A 20,481-nucleotide genomic window follows, 5' to 3' on the forward strand; every position below is an offset into this window, starting at 1 on the left:
CCACGGCTTGCCGGGAAAAATTATGAAACTATTCAAAGCAGCCGTCATAGTCCTCTCCTCATTCATCATCGCCAACGCACAACGCGATCTCGGCGTTCGGCCTACTGAAACGGGCGGGCCGTTGAGGTTTGAGCAGGCGGCATTCGACGTTCAGACATACGACATAAGTATTGATATCCGTCCGGCCGCCAAATCCGTTTCCGGCACGACCGTGATGACAGCGCGGATAAATGTGCCGACGAACATCATACAGCTCGACCTCGATACGCCGTACACCATCAGCAAGCTGACCGTTGACGGCAAGGACGCAAAGTACAAATTCGAGGACGGCAAGATCTGGATCTCATTCCCGCTTACAAAGCAGGCCGGCGATATGGTTACAACGTCGATCAGCTATGCCGGAAAGCCGCGCGTCGCTCCGAGGCCGCCGTGGGTCGGAGGCTACATTTGGGAAAAGACGCCGAGCGGTGCCGATTGGGTCTCGCTTGCGGTGCAGAATGACGGTGCGGATCTGATCTTCCCATGCAAGGATCATCCGTCGGACAAGGCTTCGCGTGTCGCGATGGCCATAACCGTGCCCGATCCGCTCATCGCCACCGGCCCGGGCAAACTCGTCGGCACGACGAAGCAGAGTAACGGCACCACGACCTACGATTGGCTGATGACCAACCCGATAGCCAATTACTCGATAGTCTTTAACGCCGCACCATATAAGCTTGTCGAGGACAAATACACCTCGATCGATGGGACCGTAATGCCGATAATGTTCTATGTGCTGCCCGAGGACGAAGCAAAGGCTACCGGACTGATCGAGCAGCAGAAGAAATACCTTGCGTTCTATGAGAAATATCTCGGGCCGTATCCATTCCGGTCACAAAAGGTCGGTATCACGGAGACGCCGCATTTAGGTATGGAGCATTCGACCAATATCGCGTACGGCAATCACTTCAAATATGATGCTGACGGTACGGATTTCCTGCTCCTGCATGAATTCGGCCATGAATACTGGGCAAATCTGGTGACCGCGACCGATTGGCGTGATTTTTGGATCCATGAGGGCTTCCAATCCTATATGGATACGCTTTATCAGGAATATCTGCACGGCAAAGAAGCGTATATTAAGACGATGGCGTCGCGTGCGAAGAGCTTCCGCAATATGCAGCCCGTTGCACCGCGTGAGATGAAGATCGCGTATCAGGTCTATATGGCCGCTCCCGATTACGTTGCCAGCGACGGCGATATTTACGGAAAAGGCGCGTACTTCCTGCATACGCTGCGATACTTGATCGGCGACGAAACTTTCTTTAATGCCCTTCGTCATATGGCTTATCCGAGTAAGGATCGCGCCGCAATCACCGACGGAAGACAGGCGCGGCTCGTCAATACTGATGATTTCCTGACCATTGCGGAGCAGGATTCGGGAAAGAGACTCGACTGGCTCTTTGAAATGTATCTGCGGCAGCCGAAATTGCCCAAGCTCGTGATCACGGCCGATGACGCTTGCACGAAAGACTGCACGCTTGGGCTTCGATGGGAAACGCCCGGCAATATGCCGTTCCCGATGCCGGTTGATGTGGTCATCAACGGCAAAACGCAGCGTGTCGAAATGACGGACGGCTCGGCTAAGGTCAAGTATTCGGGATCAGTGCCGGTTGTTGATCCTGATAATTGGGTGCTAAAGGTTCGTTGAGCCTTTTGTGCATACTTTTCGGCTGCGGGTTCATCAAAGTTAATGTGATGAAATACGGCGGGGCATTGGCATTTGCGTTGGTCTTTTTCGCTGCGGCCATAGCGGTAGATGCCCAGAGCGGGCGTGTACAGCCGACACCGACGCCTACACCTGAGCCTGATGAGCGGATCGAGACCGAAGAGATAAAGCTCAATGTACTCGCGTTCGACGAGAACGGAAATTTCTTTCCCGGAGTAACGACGAACGATCTCGTCATTACTGAGAATGACATCCTGCATCAGCCTGCAAGCGTCCGGCGTTTGCCGGCAAATGTGCTGTTGGTGTTGGATACGGGCGGCGAAATGCGTTCGGCAAAGAGCCTTGACCGGACTCGAAATGCGGCGGCGGCGGTCGTCCGTGCATTGCAGCCCGACGACCGCGTCGCCGTGGTGCAGTATAGCGACAAAGTGCAGATCGTCGATGAATGGACGACAGACCGGAGCCGAACCTTGAAAGCGATAATGGAGCGTACGAATTTCGGACGAAGGTCTGTATTTATAAATGCACTCGATACGGCCGCCGATATGCTGACCCGTACGCCGCAGGACAATCGCCATCTTGTATTGATAACCGACGGAACGGACAGCGGCGGGCAATTGCCTGAGCGTTTTGACGCATATCGACGGTTGACCTCGACAGATATAAGCGTACATGTCCTCAGTTACACGGCGATGGAAACGGCAGATCTTGACGTGCGTAAAAAGCAGGCTTCAAGGTCGCAGCCGCCAAAGGCAATGCCGGACAGTGTCGCCGCGCAACTGCCGAACGGTGCCCGCGATGCGGCAACAGCCCCGAAGGCACGTTCCATCAGCCTGGATCGTAAGCTTGCAGATACTATCAAGTCGCGCAGGGTGGCGCTTGACACCGCTCAGGACGAGCTTGGAAAGCTTGCCGCCGGCACCAACGGTGAATTTATCCTGCCGCTTTCGCCCGATGAGATGACGGATAAGGCTGCGTTGGTCGCCGGAATGATCGATTCGTATTACGTGGTTACCTACGTTCCCAAGGTACCTGTCGTTGCGACTCGCGGGATTGCCGAACGCAATATAATGGTGACTTCAAAGCGACCGGGGCTTATCGTGGAGGCTCGCCGGAACGTTTTGATCGCCACCGGCAAGTAGTGCGGTTTCTTGCGCGCGGTTAGGCCTGTCGAGTAATCTGTTAGTTTGTTAAGTTGCTGCTTGACAATATCGAACTTTAGAATTATTCTAAAAGTAACTTAGGGGGTTCAAATATATGAACACAGAGACACAAGGACTAACGCGGCAACGTCGAGTTGTGCTAAGCGTCATCCGTGAATCTCATGACCACCTGACGGCGAATGAGGTTTTTTCGGAAGCAAAAGCTAAGTTGCCGACGATCTCTTTCGCGACCGTTTACAACAGTTTACGGTTCCTCAAAGACACCGGCCATATCGCCGAGCTGCAGTTCGGAAACGGCGCAAGCCGTTATGACCGTACGACCGTCAGACACGATCACGCTATCTGTACAGGTTGCGGAAAGCTCGTGGATATTGATATGAAAGTTTCGGGGGAAATGATCGAAGCCGCCAGTCGGCAATGCGGCTTCGAGCCGGAGTCTTTAGAATTCACACTTCGCGGCAAATGCCCCGAATGCGCGCATAACTAATTCTAATTACGGAGATAAATACCTATGTCAGCAGCAACTATCATGGCAACAGAAAATACAGCAACTTTTGCAAAGGTCGGAAAGCCCGCACCGGACTTTGATATGCCCTCGACCAAGAATCTCGAGACCTTGGCTGAGAACGTCAAGCTTTCGGACTATAAGGGCAAGTGGCTCATTCTTTTATTTTATCCGCTCGACTTCACCTTCGTATGTCCTACCGAACTTATCCACTTTTCGGATCGCTTAGAGGATTTTGAAGGCATCGGCGCCGAAGTGATCGGTATCTCGACGGACTCGGTACACTCGCATCGTGCATGGCTCAAGACGCCGCGCGATAAGAATGGCATCGAGGGCGTGAAATATCCGCTCGCGTCTGATGTAGGCGGCAAGCTTGCCGCCAGGTACAATATCCTTGTCGAAGAGGCGAATATCGCGCTTCGCGGCCTCTTTATCATCGATCCGGAAGGCGTCCTTCAGTACTCCGCGGTTCACAGTCTCAATATCGGCCGCTCGGTCGATGAGACGCTTCGCGTTCTTTCAGGGCTTCAGACCGGCGGCCTTTGTGCTGCCGATTGGAAGCCGGGCGAGGAGAACCTAAAGGCTTAACCTTGGGAAAGGTAGCGGAATGGGCGGTCGATGCCGCCCATTTTCGTGCCGCAAAATTGGAGGAATGACTTTATGCCAATGAGGATCGGCGACCCGATGCCGCAGCTCGAAGGAGCGACCACATGGTTCAACGGCTCGGCAACGGACGCACAAGAGCACATTAAGGGAAAACCCGTGTTGGTGCATTTCTGGGCGGTGTCCTGTGGAATTTGTAAGGATAAGATGCCGCAGTTGAGACAGTTGATCGAAACATACACGCCGGCAGGGCTTCGAACAGTGGCGGTTCATATGCCGCGTTATGAGGCGGATACGGATCTTGATACGGTAAATGAATCGATCTCAGCACAGCACATTACAGAACCTACGGCCGTAGATAGCCTCCATAAGCTGAAAGATGCATTTCAAAATGAACAAGGCTGGGTGCCTGTGTATTATTTGTTCGATGCTGAAGGCAAGCTGAAGACGCGGGCGGCAGGCGAGTTCGGAATAGGCGTTCTCAAAGGTGCACTTGAGAAGATGTTTCCCGGCCAAACATCGGGGAATTAGGGCCTTCGGGCCTTGCGCCGCGGAAAAATTCACGAGAATATCAGATAAAAGGCTGCTCGCGACGGGTAGCCTTTTTTGTTTTTTTGTCTTGCAACCTATAATATGTTCGATACGTCAAAGGTCGGTTCGTAAGAACATCGGCACACTATGTGTGCCTCGGCCTGCGCTCGTAAACTCGAGACACTTTTAACAATTAAATAATTTCGGTTTTGACCGATCTGTCCGCATCGCGGTTGCGGATAGGTCGTTATCTAAAAAAGGAGATCCTTCTATGTTTGATTCGATAATTGAGATAGCAAAGAGCAAGCTCGGCCTGGGCGGCGATCAAGCCGGCTCAGTGTTGGCGGCATTGCTACGTTACGCCGCCGACCCGGCCAACGGCGGCTTTAGTGCGTTCCTGGACAAGTTCCGTTCGGCCGGCCTCTCTTCGGTCGTTGATTCCTGGATCGGCGGAGGCACCGGCGAAGCGGTAACCGCCGAGCAGGTCGTATCTGCCATCGGCAGCGAGGCCGTCGGTTCGATCGCCTCTGATGCCGGTGTCAGCAATGATGAAGCGTCGGCAGCGATCGCGACAATGATGCCGGGCCTTGTCGATAAATTAACGCCTGATGCAGAACTTCCGGATGACGACGGCATCTTTTCAAAGGTCGGCGGATTTCTTTCTGATTGGGGAAGTTCGATCGGCGGAGCGGTCCTCGGCGGCGCGGCTGTTGCTTCAGCAGTTGCAGGAAGCGCAGCGGACAAAGTCGGCGATGTAACAGGTGCCGCGTATCACAAGGGCAAAGAGGTGCTTGGCGGCGGCCTTGATGCGATTAGGAATGTCGGCGAGCCGACGGAGAAAGCGGATGACGGGCCTGTTCTTCGCTGGCTGCTGCCGATAATCCTTCTTGGTGTGGTCGTCGGGGTTGGCTATATGTTCTGCGGCAACCCGCAGAAACCGGCGAGCAACCTTGCAAATACGAATGCAAATCCGAATGCAAATCCGAATACAAATATTAGCAAACCTGCCGTAAACGTGCCTACGAACGCGGTTGCCGGGCTTGTAGATGTTGTGCTCCCGGATGGGACGAAGCTGCAGGCCCATCCCGGCGGCATCGAGGATCAGATGGTAAAATTCATCGGTTCTGATGAATACAAGAATGCAACGCAAGAGAGCCTCAAGGACAAGTGGTTCAACTTCGACGACCTGACCTTCAAATTCGGATCGGCCGAGCTCGAAGATTCATCAAAGCGACAGCTTGATAATATCGTCGCGATCCTTAAGGCTTTCCCGGAGGCAAAGATCAAGATCGGCGCCTACACCGACAAGAAAGGTGACGATGCGGCGAACCTAAAGCTTTCGGACGGCCGCGCAAAGACCGTAAAGGCAGCATTGGACAAAGCAGGCGTCGGTGGTCAGGTAGTTGATGCCGAAGGCTACGGTGAACAACACGCTGCGGTTGATGAGAATGCTAGTGACGACGAGCGCAAGGCCGATCGTAAGACGGCGATACGCTTTGTGAAATAAGCGGCCGCGAAGCCGCCGGTCAGGTTAAAGGCTGTGCCGAACGGTGCGGCCTTTTTCTTTATATGTTGAGCGTGAATATCTCCCAGAATATCGAGCCGATCACATAGACACTTGCCGCTAGTGAGGCGATCAGAATAAGGAACAGAAGGGCGACGAGTCCGAGCACGAATATGTAGTCGCTGCGGCTGCCGGCACCGTGTCCCGCAGCCCGTGTGCGAATGAGGTTCATATTCTGCTGATTGGCTTTCCATACGAAGTCGAAGGCATCGCCGATCAGCGGTATCGAACCGACAAGGTAATCAAGGCCCACGTTTATCGCCATTCTGAGCAGCGTTATCTTCGGCACACCGTATCTCACGCCTGCGAAAAGGATGTAAACCGAGGGCAGGAAGGTAAGCGTATCGCCGACGTTCGGAATAAGGCCGATCAGGGCATCAAGCCCGAAACGCCATTCGGTGCCGGGTACTCGAAAAAGGCCGTCAAGGTAGCGTGCCAGTTCATCGAGGCCCTTTTCGATGCGGATCTGCTTTTCTTGCGGTGTGATATCAGACATCGGTAATTCCCATTATTTGCCGACGATCTTAACGCTGATTATGCGGTCGCCGCGGGCGATATTATCGACGACCTTCATATCCGCCTCGCTGACGTGTCCGAAAACCGTGTAGCCGCCATCCAAGTGCGGCTGCGGCGTGTGTGTTACGAACCACTGCGAGCCGCCCGTATCCTTGCCGCTCAGCGCCATGCCTACGGCTCCGCGATCGTAAGGCAGCATATTTATTTCGCATCGGATCGACCAGCCGGGGCCGCCGTTCCCATCGCCGCGAGGGTCGCCGTCCTGCATCACGAAGTTCGGCACGACACGGTGCACTCTAACGCCGTTAAAGTAACCGCTGCGTGCAAGCTTTATAAAATTATCGACGGTCAGCGAGGCTTCCTCAGCGGCGAAGACGATCGAAAATGTACCCTTTTCCGTGGTCAGCACGGCCTTGACCGAGCCGTTCTTACGCGACAATGCGCGCGCATAGTCAGCATCGCTGTTCAGAACCTGCCCGAGCCGCGTGCCGAACGCGGAAAGGTACGGCTGTACTTGATCTTTGTGTTTATCGCGTGCGACCTCGAGAGTCATCGCAATACCGGGAGATCGTTTTATCAGCTCTGTATCATCGAGTATCTCCAGGGCCTTTTTGCGGACGAGATAATCCCGCGCCGACAGTGCGATGCTGAACGTGCCGACACCGGCATTCTTGTCGAGCTTGGCAAGAGCATCAAGTATCGCAAGTTGAGCGTCGTTATCGTGTTTGTCGGTGATAAGGGCATAGGCGAACGCGGAGTTCAGAGCTTCGACATTCGCTTTCGACGACGGAAGCTCGGTCAAAGCTCCGGCGGCGGCGGCTCTTACAAAAGGGTCACTATTCTTTAGCAGCGACAGCAGTATCTCATTCAGATTGTCCGGTTTGAGCGCGGCCATTGCCCCGATCAAGTCGGGTATCGACCGCAACATCCGATCCTGATCCTTTGCCTTGACCTTTGTAGCCATGCCCACCGTGAGTTCGACGAGTTTGCCGCCGGCCTGTGCGATAAGCATATCGTCCTTTGTTGTCGCAATTTCGCCGAGTCCCTGTCCGTAAGCCGAAGCCGCGTGAAAATTCTGAAAGGCGGCATCTGCGGGCAGCGTGAAGTTTATCATCGCTTCCGGCGAAACACGGGCGAGAGCGATGAATGTCTCAGGATCGACATAGCCTGTACGCTCAGCGAGCCGCGTCAGAAATGTCTTGGCATCGGCATTATCGGCCCCTTCGAGCAGGCGGCCGACGGCTGTCGCGATCTCCAGCAGTTCGTTCTTGTTCAGCCGAACAACGACCGGTTTGAGCTTATCGGCCTTTATTCCGGGCTTAAGGATCGGGTCGCCGTGCATCGGCAGCAACAGCTGCTGTCCGCGTTCGATCAGTTTTGCTGCCGCTTTCGGATCGCCGAGGCTGCCGAGTGCGCGGACGGCTGCGACGCGTACCCGCTGATCGTCGCCATTCATTGCGGCATCGATAAGAAGCGGCAACGCTTCGGTGTCTTTTGCACGGCCAAGCACAGTTGCTGCATTTGCCCGCACGATCGGGTCCGCATCCCGCCGAAGCATCGAACGTATGTCGCCGAGAGCATCCTTGTACCCAAGCCTTGCAAGCGTGTTCAACGCATCGGCCCTGACGCGTGCATCGTCGCTTGTCAGGAAAGCCGCGGCCGTTTTTGTTCCGCCTTCGGGCCGCGCACGCAAAATGGCTGTCAGTCCGCTCAAGACGACTTCACGGATAGGCGAGCCGCTCCCCAATTCGTCATTCAACACATGTACGATCGCCGACCTTAACGGGCTTAGATTCTCGTCCTTCGGGTTTGCGGCGACGATCTTGCCTGCGGCTTCGACAGCCCGCGACAGAAGTTCTTTATCCCGTTTCGGAGAGCCTGACTCGGCTTGCAGAACAAATAAAATCCTGTCTCCGCCGGCAGCCGCTTCGATCTCGCCCAATGCGAAAACAGCCGCGGTCAAAACGGCTCCTGAATTGTTTTTGTCCTCAAATAACGCAGTAAGTGCGGGAATAGCTTTCTGACTGCCGATCCGTCCGGCCGCCAAGGCGGCTCGCGCGCGGACAGCAGCGTTTGGCGACCGCATCAGCTCGGCGAGGCGGTCATCATAACGCCTCGCGTCCTCGGCCTTGAGGATCTCAATACCGGTTTTCAGCGGCACTTGTGCTGCAGCGATCGAACCAAGAACAAAAATTAGGACGATCACCGCAAAGATCTTATTCATATATTTTGATCTGCCGTTCCTTGAGAGAGGTCGATCACTTCGTAGCTCGACGTTATCTCGACCGTCGGACGAATGGTTGCCGCTACCGAGCAGTATTTTGTATCCGACAGCTCGATCGAGCGTTCGACGGCATCGGGCGAAACGCCGCGGCCGTACACGATATGGTGGACGTGCATCTTTGTGAACTTTCGCGGATGATCATCGGAACGCGTTCCGGCGACCTCGATATTGTAATCCGTTACGTCTTGGCGCTTTTTCTTCAGGATCGAGATCACGTCGGCGGCCGTGCACGCCGCGAGCGATATCAAGAGCATCTCGACCGGCGAGGGTGCCGAGCGTCTATCTGCTTTTGTATCAAGCGCATACGCATGACCTGACGGCGATGTGCCGATAAAGAATTCATCACCCGCATAGCGGACCGTGGCTTTGTAGTCGTTATTTGTCATAAAATCCGATCTCGTAAATATTGCGATTTTAGCATAACGACAGCAGGCCTTGGCATTTGCCGAACAACTATTGGCACGTAAAATGCTTCACACATCTGCAGGTCGGTGTGTGCGGCAGTTTTCGGCACGGCCTTTCAGGAGAAATGCAATGAAGATGATCTTAAGATCGGCCTCAACGGCGGTATTTGTACTTGGACTGGTATTTGGCATCGCGTCTGTCGGCAATGCTCAGGCACGCAGCCAGAAGGATGTGCGCGATGCGATCCGCAGTGCCAACTCAAACCTCGACAACCTCGAATACAGCATCAAGTCGCAAATGCAGAGCGGGTCTGTGAGTGCGGGCGAACTCGGCGATATCATAGCGGGAACGAGAGAGCTTCGCGCAGCGGTTCGCGAATTTCAGCAGAATTTTGACCGCAAGGGTGAAACGCGCCGCGACGTTGAAGGCATCGTCGATCGTGCGCGGCGGCTCGATCGCAAAATGCGCAGTGCGGGCGTTAATAGCCGTGTACTTGACGATTGGGACGGCGTATGCCGCCAGATCGAGCGCATTGCAAACAACTACGGCATTATTCCGGATTGGACATCGAACAATTCACAGCCCTCCACCGACAACAACGATATGTATGCCGCCGGAAACGTGGTTGATATGGGCCTCACCGGAACGTACGACCTCGACCCGCAACGCAGCGAGCAGATCGACAATATCCTTGCGGATACAAATGTTGCTCAGGCTCAGCGTGACGAGTTAAGGCAGAAGCTGGAAGCTCCGGGCCAAATCGCGATCGCGGTCCGCGGAACCGACGTTACGCTGGCAACGTCCGCCTCTTCGCCTATGACCTTTTCGGCAGACGGACGCGAACAAACGGGCCAGGACGCGAGCGGACGTTCGATCCGCACCCGCTCGACACTGAGCGGCGATGTGCTGACGATCTCCTCGCTCGGCGGCGAAAGTGATTACACCATTACGTTCACATCCGAAGATAACGGCCAAACACTCAAGGTGTCGCGCAGGATTACGACTGAATATCTTGATCAGACGATCTTTACAGAAAGCGTTTACCGCAAGACGGATCAGATCGCTCGCCTCGGCATCGATAACGGCTACGCGGGCGGCTCCTCTGACAACAATAACGGCAGCTATTCCGACAGCGATCAGCCGGATAACGGCAATTACGGCAGCGTTCCGACACCGAGCCGTCCGCGCGTCGGTAAATTCATTGTGCCGAACGGCGTTATCATCTCCGGCTCGCTGGATAATGACGTTGACACAAAAGTGTCGCAAAACAATGACCGTTTTCGGATGATCGTCGAGTCGCCTGATGAATTTCGCGGAGCGGTAGTCGAAGGTTACCTGACCGGCATCGCGCGTTCCGGAAGAGTTTCGGGCCGCTCGAATCTCACGTTCAACTTTGAGCGGATCACGCTGCGTGACGGCACTGCGTATGACTTTGGCGGCACACTCCAGTCAATTCGCGATACGCAGGGTAAAAATATCAAGATCGATACGGAAGGTGCGGCACGCGGCGACAGCCAGACGAAAGAGTCCGTCAAGCGCGGCGGCATAGGCGCCGGCCTCGGCGCGATCATCGGGGCGATAATCGGCGGCGGAAAAGGTGCGGCTATCGGAGCCGTGATCGGCGGCGGCGCGGGCGCAGGCTCGGTCGCGGTGCAGGGACGGGACGACTTGCGGCTGCTGAAAGGCTCGACCGTTACAGTTGTTTCATCATCGCCGATCCGCGGCCCGCGTTGATCACGGCGTTCAGTGCCGTTTCTTTACCCGACGTCTTCCTTGGCGTGCTTCACGGTTAGTGCTTTGAAGTTTGTGGTAACAGAGAGAGGCTGTTTGAAAACTTTTCCGCGTAGCGGCACAAAACCCCGCCATTTATGGTGGGGTTTTGATCTTACGGAGAAGGACGCTAGAACGCCCTTTGTTGTCATTGCGGTCCTTTACCGCGCCCTAAAGTGCGCGGTTATTTGCCCTTCGGGACTTTTAAGCCGGCGTTTTTTGGTGCTTTCGTTCCGCCTCGTTTATCATCAATTGCTGCTATGCCCATGCTTCCGCCGGAGATAGAACAGTACCGTGACCGCCTTTGGCGGCGTGAGGACGCGCTAAAGGTCGATTCCGTCGAAGAAGTTGAGCAAATGGTCGAGCGGCTCGGTTTCTGTCTCGGGCTTACCGATACACGAAAAGGCCTGCCGTCGGTCTATATCGCGGTCTGCGGGCGCCGCGACGTGCACCTTCCGCGAAACGTCCAAAAGGATGAGGAAGCAAGCCGCGCGTGGGTGCTTAAAGATGAAGTTATCGCACGCGGCCGCCTGTATTACGGCAAGATCTACAAAGGGCACTCGATGTTCGTCGCGCCGAGGCTCGTCGCCGCGTTAAATTCGATATGGGGCTGCTCAAAAGCGGGCGAGAGCGGCATTCTCTCAAAGAACGCGCGCGATGTCCTTCGGGTCCTCAGAAAGGAGGGCGAGATGGCCACCGCCGACCTTCGCAGCGAATGCGGCTTCCGCGACAAGAAAGATCTTACAAAGGCGATCGATGAGTTGCAAAAGCGTATGAAGGTCCTTCCGCAGGAGGTGCTCTACGTACCGAAATTCACATACATCTGGACGCCGGCGGAAATGCGTTTTCCAGAACAACTTGCAAAAAAGATGACGCGCGATGATGCCGTCCTTGAACTTGCGCGCTCGTACCTTAAATTGTGCGGAATGACGCTCGTCGGCGAACTTGCGGGCAAATTCAGCCTGACACGCACCGAAGCCGGCAAGGCAAATCACCGCCTTGTTGACGAAGGTTTTGCCGTCCGGCCGGCTAAAGGCATATACAAGTTGGCGGAGCTTTGACGCCTTCGCACAACTAATATCGCCGGCCAGCGACCGAGCGTACTCTTTACGCGTCGTCGTTCGGAACGGCAATTACAGGGCAGGGAGCTCGGCGTATGATCTCGATCAGAGACGTGCCGATCGCCTTCTCGCCCGTAAGGCCGCGGCGGCTTGCCAGAACAATAAGGTCAACGGCGGCACTTTCAGCATGGGCGATCACTTCGCTGATAAGCTCGCCAGTTCGCGAGATCTCGCTCAACCGGCAATCGGCGCGCAGTTCGTCCGGCATCCGATCGCATACGCTTTGCTTGCCGCCGTTCGAAGTGATGCGGACAACCGACAGACGGGCGTTTAGCTTTTGTGCAAGCTCGGCGGCGAACCGAACCGCATCTTCCGAGTTATCCTCGCCATCGACCGCACACATTATATGCTCGATCCGCACTTCTCCCTCGATGCGGATGTTCGGGTTGACGGTCAGGACGGGCGTACGGCTTTCGCGCAAGACCATTTCAGCAACCGAGCCGAATTTTAGCTTCTCAAAGCCTTTGCGGCCATGCGTGCCGAGAGCAGTCAGAAGCACGTTCGACCTGTCGGCTTCTTTCAGTATTGCCGATACTGGTTGGTCGTCCGCAAAGACCGGCGTGAATTCCGCCGTGTCGCCGAGCTGCTCACGGACGAACTCTTTGATCTGCAGTACATTCTCATCCTCGACGGTCTGTTCGGCAGATGCGATCTCCGCAAGCTGCGCGTCGGTGAAGTAGCGCGGCAGATCCGGTTCGCGTGCGGTCAATACCTTTAGAGAGGCACCGAACGCTTTTGCGATCTTTTCGGCAAATTTGAGGGCGACGGCCGACGGTGCACTGAGATCGGTCGCGGACAGTAATGTACGCTCATCGGATCGTGTCGGCGGTTCAGGGTGCTTTTTGCGTTCACTCATGTAAAAAAGCACGGGAACTGCCATTCGCGAGAGCAGCAGGGAAGCAACTTCGCCCGCCATCAACGATATGGCAAGGCCTTGGAAGATCGGGTCGGCGAGCATCACTGCCGAACCTACGATCACCGCTGAGGCGGTCAGCAGCATCGGACGAAAGCGCACCGCTCCGGCATCGACGACCGCATCGACAAGCGACATTCCGTGCTGCATCCGCAACTCGACGAAATCGACGAGGATGATCGAATTTCGCACAACGATACCTGCACCCGCGATAAAGCCGATCATTGACGTTGCCGTAAAGAAGGCGCCCATCAGGGCATGCGCCGGCAAGATGCCGACAAGCGAGAAAGGTATCGCCGCCATGATCGTGAGCGGCGTCTTGAATGATTGGAACCAGCCGACGACAAGGATATAGATGAGTACCATCACCGCGGCAAAGGCAATGCCCATATCACGAAAGACCTCGTACGTGATATGCCACTCGCCATCCCACTTCATCGAGTATTTGTCGGTCAGGAACGGCTGCGATGCAACATAACGCTCAAGCTCATATCCCTCCGGAAGCCGTAGCTCGGCGATCTTTTCGTTCAGGCCGAGGATCGCGTAAACGGGGCTTTCAACCACGCCTGCGACATCCGCCGTTACATAAACGACGGGCATCAAGTTCTTGTGGTAGATCGATCTGTCTGTATGCACCTCCTTCACATCGACAAGCTCGCCGACGGGAACGAGTTCGCCGCGGCTTCCGATCACCTTTATCTGCTTGAGGTCGGCAATGGTGGAGCGGTCGGCCTTGGGAAGACGCAAATTGATCAGCACATCTTCCTTTTCGGTCGGCACGTGGAGCAGCCCGACATTCATGCCGTCAACGGCTATGCGCAGCGTCTGCGCGATCTGTTCGGCCGAGATGCCGCTGAGCGCCGCTTTTTCCTTGTTGATCTTTAGGTTGAACTTTGGCTGCTCGTCCTCGACGTACCAATCGACATCGACAACGCCGTCCGTGGCCTCGAGGATCCCGCGTATGCTCTGTGCGATCTCGATCTGCCGCTCGTAGATCGGGCCGTATATCTCGGCAACGATCGTTTGAAGCACGGGCGGCCCGGGCGGCACTTCAGCTACCTTGATGTTGGCACCGTATTTTTCGGCGATGGTCTTTAGGCCGGGCCGAACACGCTTTGCGATGTCGTGACTCTGTGCCGAACGGTCGTCCTTGGGCAGCAGGTTGACCTGAATATCGGCGACATTAGAGCCGCTCCGCATAAAATAGTGGCGGACCAAGCCGTTGAAATTGTACGGTGCGGCGGTGCCGACATACATCTGATAATCGACGACCTCAGGCACCTGTCCGACGTAGTTCGCAAGCTCGCGGGTAACAGCTGCCGTCTGTTCGAGCGTCGAGCCTTCCGGCATATCGATCACAACCTGAAATTCGCTCTTATTATCGAACGGCAGCATCTTAACCTTGACGAACTTGAACGCAACAAGCGACATTGCGGCAAGCAGCAGGAAGACGACGCCGGCGAGGAACGAGTATCGCCACACCGGCTCTGCAATAATGTGGTGCATAACGCGGCGATAGAGCCGCGTAGTAAACCCTTCCTTTTCGTGATCGTGTGTGCTGTCGCGCTTAAGCAGCTTCAAGGCGGCCCACGGCGTTACGACAAAGGCGACGAGCATCGAAAAGATCATCGCCGCCGATGCGCCTATCGGGATCGGCCGCATATACGGCCCCATAAGGCCGCTGACAAATGCCATCGGCAAGATCGCCGCGATCACCGCGAACGTGGCAAGTATCGTAGGATTTCCGACCTCATCGACCGCACGCACGGCGACCTCGATGATCGACTTTCCTTTGTTCTCCGGCAGGCCGTAATGCCGCGTCATATTCTCGACGACGACGATCGCATCATCAACCAAAATGCCTATCGAGAAGATAAGTGCGAACAGCGTTATTCGATTGAGCGTGTAGCCGTAGAAATAGAAGACCGCCAGCGTCAGCGCGAGCGTTACGGGTATAGCGATCGCAACGATGCCGGATTCGCGCCAGCCGAGTGCGAAAATGATCAACGCCGAGACCGACAGCACCGCGACGAGCATGTGCAGAAGCAGTTCGTTCGACTTTTCAGCCGCAGTTTCGCCGTAGTTGCGCGTTACCGAAACGCGAACCTCATTCGGGATGAATGTACCCTTCAGGTCATCGACCTTTTCAAGCACGCGGTGTGCAATGTCGATGGCGTTCGTGCCCTTTCGCTTCGAAACAGCGATCGTAACGGCAGGTTCGACAGCCGTCGCTGCATTGCCGCCCGCCTGCTCGTGCTGTTCGCCCGCACCGTGGCCGAACATTACGTAATTTGCCGGCTCTTCGGCAGTATCGGCGATGACTGCAACATCATGCAGAAATACAGGGCTGCCGTTAGACACACCGACGACAACGTTGCCGACGTCTTCCGCGTTTGTAAGAAAATTGCCGGTCTCAACGACCGCCTCTATATTCTCCGCCGAGACGGAGCCTGACGTAAGCTGCTGATTTGCCTGCGAAAGCAAGGGAACGAGTGCCGCGGGGGCAATGCCGCGTGAGGCCATCCTTGCCGGATCGAGCAGCACCCTTACCTGACGGCGCTGGCCGCCGATAACCTTTACCTCAGAGACATCCGTGATCTCCTTTATCTGATCGGTGATCTGCGCCGCGATACGCCGGAGCGTGAAGTGATCGTATTTCGAACCGGAAAGCGTGAGAGCGAGTATCGGCACGTCATCGATGGAACGCGGCTTTACAAGCGGCATCGAGGCTCCTTGCGGAATGATGTCCGCATTCGCATTGAGCTTTTGATTGAGCCTTACAAGTGCATCTTCCTCGTTCTGGCCGACCTTGAAGCGTATGATCGCCATTGCCGCTCCGGGCGATGACGTCGAATAGATGTACTCAACGCCCGGGATCTCCCACAGCAGCTTTTCCATCGGCTTTGTAACACGCTCCTCGACCTCCTTTGGCGATGCTCCGGGCATCTGCACCATCACATCGACCATTGGTACGATGATCTGCGGCTCTTCCTCACGCGGAAGCATCACGACCGCACCCAGCCCGAGCAGGATCGATGCCGAGATGATGAGCGGCGTCAGCTTCGATCGAATAAAAGCCGAGGCGAGTTTTCCTGCAATGCCGAGGTTCTTCATCGCTTATTTGACCTTCGCGCCGTCCGTGATCCGTTCGACATTCGAGGTCGCCACGCGGTCTCCCTCGGAAAGGCCTGACAAGACCTCGATCGAGCCGTCCGCCGATTTGCCTGTCGTGATGATCCTGAAATTTGCAATGCCGTTATCGTCAACAACGAACACACCTGCCAATTGCCCGCGTTGGATGATCGCTGATGCAGGTACCGTAAAGGCGTCCTTTGCCGCCATCGGGAAACGCGCCGTACCGAACAGGCCGCTTCGCAGCAGCGAATTAGGTTCGAGCAGCACCTTTACGACAAAGCTGCGGCTTGCTTGGTCGGCCGTCGGCAGAATTTCGGAAACGGTGCCGAGAAAGTCACCGCCGCCCAAGGCATCGATCCTCACGCTGACACGCTGGCCGGTACGGACAGACCTCGAACGCGATTCTTCGACATTCGCTTCGAGCAGGTATGACGAGTTGTCCTCGATCGAAAGCAGCGGTGCTCCCGGTGCCGCAGTGCCGCCCGCCTCCGCGAATTTCTTTACGACAACACCAGCAACCGGCGACACGATACGCGAATAGCCTTCGACGACACGCACGCTTGCAATATCCGCCTTTGCCCGTTCGATCTGCGCATCGACCTGCTGTTTCTTTGACAATATCGCTTGCACCGAGGCTTTTGCGCGTTCAAGTTCCGAAGCGGCGGCGTCGAGCTTTGCCTTAACCTCATCGTATTCCTGCGCGCTGACGGAACGCCGCGAAAAAAGCTCCTTATAGCGGGCGAACGTCTTCTCGGCAAGCTGTTTATTGACCTCGGCCGTTCTAACTCCGGCACGTGCGGCATCGGCATTCTTTTCGACCTCGACCTCTGCGGCCCGCGCCTCTTTCAGGCCGCTCTCAGCCTGCTGAAGACGTGTCTTTGCCTCGCTGTTGTCTATCCGGACAAGCAGTTGGCCGCGACTGACACGATCGCCCTCAGACACCGGAAGCGAGATGATACGCCCGAGAATGTTCGCGGAGATCTGCGTCGTTGTCTTTGCATTGACGGTGCCCGTCGCCTCATAAAAGTCCTCGATCGACGATCGGGTTACTGTCGTAACAGCGACGTCGCCGATCTCGTTCGCCGCGGGCCGGACGGAATTGCCGGCCTTCTCTTTGCCGCATGCCGCGAACGTCGCGGCCGCCGCGGCCAAGAGGAACACCGATATTGAACGCTTGTACATAATCCCTCTGATCAATAAAAAAGACGTACGTCGGTTAGCTGCCCTGTAGCAAGCAGCAAAGCCGCATAACTGACGTAATGATCGTATCTGGCCCTTAAAAGCGAATATTTGGCATTGACCGCCGCAAGTTCGGCCCGAATCACCTCATCAAACGTCGAGAGGCCGACCTCATAACGGTTTCGAACGATCGCGAGGGCCGCCTCAGCCTGCGAGATGCTCTTGATCGAGGCCTCGATCTTTGCTTTTGCTGTCTTATGGTCTTGGAGTGCTTTAACCACGTCGAGCCGTATGCGGTCGGCGAGTACACGCAGTTCGGAGTCCGCAAGCACTTCGCCCTCCGCCGCTTGGGCAATGCGGGCCTTACGGCCCGGATCGAACAGAGTGAAAGTAAGATTCACGCCGACGGTATAATCGCTGCTGCCGTTCGCAAGATATGGCGAACTGTATCCGAAATTGCCGAAGGCATCGACACGCGGCAGAGCCGTGTTCTTTACGGCTTTTGTATCGCGTTGCCTGTTCTCAACATTTGCTTTTGCGGCGAGATAGTCGGGCCGAAGTTCGAGAGCCGTCTTGATGAGGGCCGCCTGATCTTCAAGCGGAAAATACTTTTCGTTGAGGCTTCCCGTCGGGTCGATAAGCCCGTCAACGCCGTCGCCGAGCTTTAGGCTGAATGCCGCCCGCGATGTCGCAAGCCGGTCTTCAGTTTCGATCTTTCGTTGAGCGGCGTTAGCCACCTCGACCTCTGCTGCAAGCGGATCGGCCTCGGTCGCAATTCCGACCTCGAACATATCGCGTGCCTTTTTCCGATTCGCCTCGGCCGAGCGGAGCGATCCGTCATCGACCGCCGCCATCTCTTTATCGAGTATCACGCCGTAGAACAAGCGGATCACATCAAAGCGTATCCGCTGCTCAGTGCCTTCAGCCTGAAGGTCGGCACGCTTGCGCTCCGTCCTTGCCTGCTCGACCCTGATCGAAGCCTGCCGCTGGTCGAACAGAGGCATTTGCGTACTGACAAGGCTTCGGAAATTGACCAAACTTCGAGGATGGTTCAACGCATCAAGGGCGAAGTTGTCCGCACGAAAACGAGCCTGTTCGAGCCGCGAGCCAAATACAAAGACCGGATTGTTGCTCGCTGTCGCCGATTGTGTGAACTGCACGATAGGGCGATTAACCGTTCGTGCCTCGGCGATGCGCAGCTCAGCAAGCCGCTGATGCGAACGCGTTACACTCGTCTGCGGATCATTTGTTAGCGCCCGATCGACGGCAGCCGCAAGATCGACCGCCGATCCGGTATTCTGCTGACCGTAAGCCGTTACGAACATTGCTGCCGTGACAAGCCATGCCCCAAATATGCCGAGTGCAAGCCGGCGCAAGATATTTGTCGTATTGGCTGCGTCCATTCGGCCGCTACCCGAAGCGAATGACATACAACTAGCTGTGCTTGAAGCCGAGAGCTTTAAGGATCGATATCATCGGGCACCAGCCCGTGAACGCCGACTGTGCAAGGTTCAGACCGACGAATGCCGTAAAGTAAAAAAAGTAATGGCTGACCAAAAAGCCCAACACCACGCTCGCAAAGACGAAAACGCCTGCGATCAAATGAAGCATCCTTTCTATTGTCATAAAACCCCCTGAAAATTCGCCGCCGCTTATTTACACTATATTGCCATATAGTGATATAGTTGTACTACGATAAATGAGTTTGATATGATGTGTCAAGGCTTGAAACAAATGAAGACAAAGAAACAGGAATTGAGCGACGAGGCCTTGGAGATGATCGCGACGCGATTTCGCGTTCTTGCCGAACCGACGCGGCTGAAAATATTGAATATCCTGCGCGGGCATGAGATGTCCGTAAGCGAGCTCGTGGCTGCTTGCGGCTCGGGGCAGGCGAATATATCAAAACACCTTTCGATACTGCTGAACGCCGGCATCGTTTCGAGACGCAAGTCCGGCCTGACGGCCAATTACCGAGTCGCCGACCCGTCGATATTCGACCTATGCGATGTTGTTTGTTCACGGCTCAAGGATGATCTTGAGACGCGGCAAAGCGTACTGCAAGGCGTTATCTGATAATATTGGAGCGCCGTCAATGATAAGGAGCTACGCAGAGTTCTGGGAATTCTATGTCGAGGAGCACTCGAAACCTTTGACGCGCCTGCTGCACCTTATCGGAACGGTTTTGAGCTCCGCATTGCTTGTCCGGCTGATAGTCGCGGGAACTTGGTATTACTTTCCGCTCTGCCTGCTGATCGGGTACGGTTTTGCTTGGACAGGGCATTTCTTTGTCGAAAGGAATCGGCCGGCGACATTCAAATATCCGCTTTGGTCACTCATTTCGGACTATAAGATGGTCATCTACATGCTGACCGGCAGGATGAACGCCGAGGCCGAACGGATACTCGCTCAAAAGTTAGGCTTTTCACGCTCGAGATAGAGCATCAAGCTAATATCTCGAAGAAAGGAGGATCCTGTAATGCTGCTTGCAAAGAATTGGTGGGCGTTCCTTTTACGCGGGATCATCGCCCTCATTTTCGGGGCCGTCGCGATAATGGCTCCGTCTGTCGCGTTCATCTCACTCGTTCTGGTTTTCGGCATATTTGCGCTTGTTGACGGCATTTTCTCGATAGCGTCGGCCTTTGCGTCAAATGCAAAAAGTGAGAATTGGTGGTGGCTGATGCTCGAAGGCCTTGTCGGTATCTTGATAGGCTTCTTAACGATATTTCAAACATCGGTAATGGGCGATGCGTGGCTTTTCCTTATTGCTGCGTGGGCGATCATCAACGGCGTTTTCAAGGTCGTCGCTGCCGTCAGGCTTCGCAAGGTGATCAAGGGCGAGGTTTGGATGATACTGAGCGGCCTGCTGTCGGTGGCTTTCGGCGTCCTCGTGGCGATGAACCCAGCGTCGGGCGCATTTGCTGTCGGCTTCATCATCGGCATTTACGCATTTCTGTTCGGCATTATGCTGATCCTGCTGTCGATGAAACTGAAAAGATTCTCGGCGCGTTAATGGCAGCGGATATCCGCGGCACACTGCGGTACGGCTTCTTACTTTGACGGCCGTGCTCTGGTAGAATGTGC

Annotated in this window: 18 protein-coding genes; 11 read left to right on the top strand and 7 right to left on the bottom strand. The window is 55.4% G+C overall.

Annotated elements, in window-relative coordinates; genetic code table 11:
• The first annotated feature begins 22 nt into the window (after positions 1-22).
• The 6 genes from HS105_01380 to HS105_01405 all read left to right on the top strand — a co-directional run bounded on the left by HS105_01380 (position 23) and on the right by HS105_01405 (position 6,017).
• Positions 23-1,690 (top strand): M1 family metallopeptidase, encoded by a 1,668-nt coding sequence (locus HS105_01380; protein MBE7515255.1) that lies wholly within the window; start codon positions 23-25, stop codon positions 1,688-1,690.
• 5 nt (positions 1,691-1,695) lie between these two features.
• Positions 1,696-2,850: a VWA domain-containing protein gene (locus HS105_01385; GenBank protein ID MBE7515256.1), complete on the top strand. Its 1,155-nt coding sequence runs from the start codon at positions 1,696-1,698 to the stop codon at positions 2,848-2,850.
• A 157-nt stretch (positions 2,851-3,007) separates the two neighbouring features.
• A complete protein-coding gene (locus tag HS105_01390; GenBank protein MBE7515257.1) occupies positions 3,008-3,358 on the top strand; it encodes a transcriptional repressor in 351 nt (116 codons plus the stop codon).
• 42 nt (positions 3,359-3,400) lie between these two features.
• Positions 3,401-3,964, top strand: a complete 564-nt coding sequence (locus HS105_01395) for a peroxiredoxin (protein MBE7515258.1) — start codon at positions 3,401-3,403, stop codon at positions 3,962-3,964.
• Positions 3,965-4,042: 78 nt separating this feature from the next.
• Positions 4,043-4,510, top strand: a complete 468-nt coding sequence (locus HS105_01400; protein ID MBE7515259.1) for a redoxin family protein — start codon at positions 4,043-4,045, stop codon at positions 4,508-4,510.
• Between the two features lie 271 nt (positions 4,511-4,781).
• Complete coding sequence (locus HS105_01405) at positions 4,782-6,017, top strand: OmpA family protein (GenBank protein ID MBE7515260.1); 1,236 nt, start codon at positions 4,782-4,784, stop codon at positions 6,015-6,017.
• A gap of 58 nt (positions 6,018-6,075) precedes the next feature.
• On the opposite strand, the gene HS105_01410 is transcribed toward HS105_01405, so the two are convergent.
• The 3 genes from HS105_01410 to HS105_01420 are packed head-to-tail and all read right to left on the bottom strand — an operon-like array spanning position 6,076 to position 9,260.
• A complete protein-coding gene (locus HS105_01410) occupies positions 6,076-6,570 on the bottom strand; it encodes a DUF4112 domain-containing protein (GenBank protein ID MBE7515261.1) in 495 nt (164 codons plus the stop codon).
• Between the two features lie 12 nt (positions 6,571-6,582).
• On the bottom strand, positions 6,583-8,814 hold the full coding sequence (locus HS105_01415) for a peptidylprolyl isomerase (GenBank protein ID MBE7515262.1): 2,232 nt from the start codon (positions 8,812-8,814) through the stop codon (positions 6,583-6,585).
• Complete coding sequence (locus HS105_01420; protein ID MBE7515263.1) at positions 8,811-9,260, bottom strand: OsmC family protein; 450 nt, start codon at positions 9,258-9,260, stop codon at positions 8,811-8,813. Before HS105_01420 ends, HS105_01415 begins: the two co-directional genes overlap by 4 nt.
• Positions 9,261-9,408: 148 nt before the next feature.
• On the opposite strand from HS105_01420, the gene HS105_01425 reads away from it, so the two are divergent.
• Positions 9,409-11,013, top strand: coding sequence for a hypothetical protein (locus HS105_01425; protein ID MBE7515264.1), 1,605 nt, complete (start codon positions 9,409-9,411; stop codon positions 11,011-11,013).
• A 296-nt stretch (positions 11,014-11,309) separates the two neighbouring features.
• Complete coding sequence (locus HS105_01430; GenBank protein MBE7515265.1) at positions 11,310-12,110, top strand: winged helix DNA-binding domain-containing protein; 801 nt, start codon at positions 11,310-11,312, stop codon at positions 12,108-12,110.
• Between the two features lie 46 nt (positions 12,111-12,156).
• Here the strand turns inward: HS105_01430 and HS105_01435 are convergent, their stop codons facing one another.
• Genes HS105_01435 through HS105_01450 form a run of 4 tightly spaced genes read right to left on the bottom strand, consistent with a single transcriptional unit; the run spans position 12,157 to position 19,023 of the window.
• Complete coding sequence (locus HS105_01435; GenBank protein MBE7515266.1) at positions 12,157-16,197, bottom strand: efflux RND transporter permease subunit; 4,041 nt, start codon at positions 16,195-16,197, stop codon at positions 12,157-12,159.
• Between the two features lie 3 nt (positions 16,198-16,200).
• Positions 16,201-17,400 carry an efflux RND transporter periplasmic adaptor subunit gene (locus HS105_01440; GenBank protein MBE7515267.1) on the bottom strand — a complete coding sequence of 400 codons (1,200 nt, stop codon included), beginning with the start codon at positions 17,398-17,400 and terminating at the stop codon, positions 16,201-16,203.
• Between the two features lie 11 nt (positions 17,401-17,411).
• Entirely contained in the window at positions 17,412-18,827 is a 1,416-nt protein-coding gene (locus HS105_01445; protein ID MBE7515268.1) for a TolC family protein, read from the bottom strand.
• A 4-nt stretch (positions 18,828-18,831) separates the two neighbouring features.
• Positions 18,832-19,023, bottom strand: a complete 192-nt coding sequence (locus HS105_01450) for a DUF2892 domain-containing protein (protein MBE7515269.1) — start codon at positions 19,021-19,023, stop codon at positions 18,832-18,834.
• A 108-nt stretch (positions 19,024-19,131) separates the two neighbouring features.
• Between HS105_01450 and HS105_01455 the strand changes: the two genes are divergently transcribed.
• Genes HS105_01455 through HS105_01465 form a run of 3 tightly spaced genes read left to right on the top strand, consistent with a single transcriptional unit; the run spans position 19,132 to position 20,410 of the window.
• The gene (locus HS105_01455) at positions 19,132-19,473 is read left to right on the top strand and encodes a winged helix-turn-helix transcriptional regulator (GenBank protein ID MBE7515270.1); all 342 of its coding nucleotides are present in this window, start codon (positions 19,132-19,134) and stop codon (positions 19,471-19,473) included.
• Positions 19,474-19,492: 19 nt separating this feature from the next.
• Positions 19,493-19,837, top strand: coding sequence for a DUF962 domain-containing protein (locus tag HS105_01460; protein ID MBE7515271.1), 345 nt, complete (start codon positions 19,493-19,495; stop codon positions 19,835-19,837).
• 39 nt (positions 19,838-19,876) lie between these two features.
• Positions 19,877-20,410, top strand: coding sequence for an HdeD family acid-resistance protein (locus tag HS105_01465; GenBank protein MBE7515272.1), 534 nt, complete (start codon positions 19,877-19,879; stop codon positions 20,408-20,410).
• Positions 20,411-20,481 lie beyond the last annotated feature (71 nt).

It is taken from the genome of Chloracidobacterium sp. (assembly GCA_015075585.1).
Lineage (GTDB): Bacteria > Acidobacteriota > Blastocatellia > Pyrinomonadales > Pyrinomonadaceae > OLB17.

Coding starts and splice junctions, on each gene's coding strand:
- HS105_01380 (MBE7515255.1), top strand. CDS start 23: ATGAAACTATTCAAAGCAGCCGTCATAGTCCTCTCCTCATTCATCATC.
- HS105_01395 (MBE7515258.1), top strand. CDS start 3,401: ATGGCAACAGAAAATACAGCAACTTTTGCAAAGGTCGGAAAGCCCGCA.
- HS105_01400 (MBE7515259.1), top strand. CDS start 4,043: ATGAGGATCGGCGACCCGATGCCGCAGCTCGAAGGAGCGACCACATGG.
- HS105_01405 (MBE7515260.1), top strand. CDS start 4,782: ATGTTTGATTCGATAATTGAGATAGCAAAGAGCAAGCTCGGCCTGGGC.
- HS105_01410 (MBE7515261.1), bottom strand. CDS start 6,570: ATGTCTGATATCACACCGCAAGAAAAGCAGATCCGCATCGAAAAGGGC.
- HS105_01415 (MBE7515262.1), bottom strand. CDS start 8,814: ATGAATAAGATCTTTGCGGTGATCGTCCTAATTTTTGTTCTTGGTTCG.
- HS105_01420 (MBE7515263.1), bottom strand. CDS start 9,260: ATGACAAATAACGACTACAAAGCCACGGTCCGCTATGCGGGTGATGAA.
- HS105_01425 (MBE7515264.1), top strand. CDS start 9,409: ATGAAGATGATCTTAAGATCGGCCTCAACGGCGGTATTTGTACTTGGA.
- HS105_01430 (MBE7515265.1), top strand. CDS start 11,310: ATGCCCATGCTTCCGCCGGAGATAGAACAGTACCGTGACCGCCTTTGG.
- HS105_01435 (MBE7515266.1), bottom strand. CDS start 16,197: ATGAAGAACCTCGGCATTGCAGGAAAACTCGCCTCGGCTTTTATTCGA.
- HS105_01440 (MBE7515267.1), bottom strand. CDS start 17,400: ATGTACAAGCGTTCAATATCGGTGTTCCTCTTGGCCGCGGCGGCCGCG.
- HS105_01445 (MBE7515268.1), bottom strand. CDS start 18,827: ATGTCATTCGCTTCGGGTAGCGGCCGAATGGACGCAGCCAATACGACA.
- HS105_01450 (MBE7515269.1), bottom strand. CDS start 19,023: ATGACAATAGAAAGGATGCTTCATTTGATCGCAGGCGTTTTCGTCTTT.
- HS105_01455 (MBE7515270.1), top strand. CDS start 19,132: ATGAAGACAAAGAAACAGGAATTGAGCGACGAGGCCTTGGAGATGATC.
- HS105_01460 (MBE7515271.1), top strand. CDS start 19,493: ATGATAAGGAGCTACGCAGAGTTCTGGGAATTCTATGTCGAGGAGCAC.
- HS105_01465 (MBE7515272.1), top strand. CDS start 19,877: ATGCTGCTTGCAAAGAATTGGTGGGCGTTCCTTTTACGCGGGATCATC.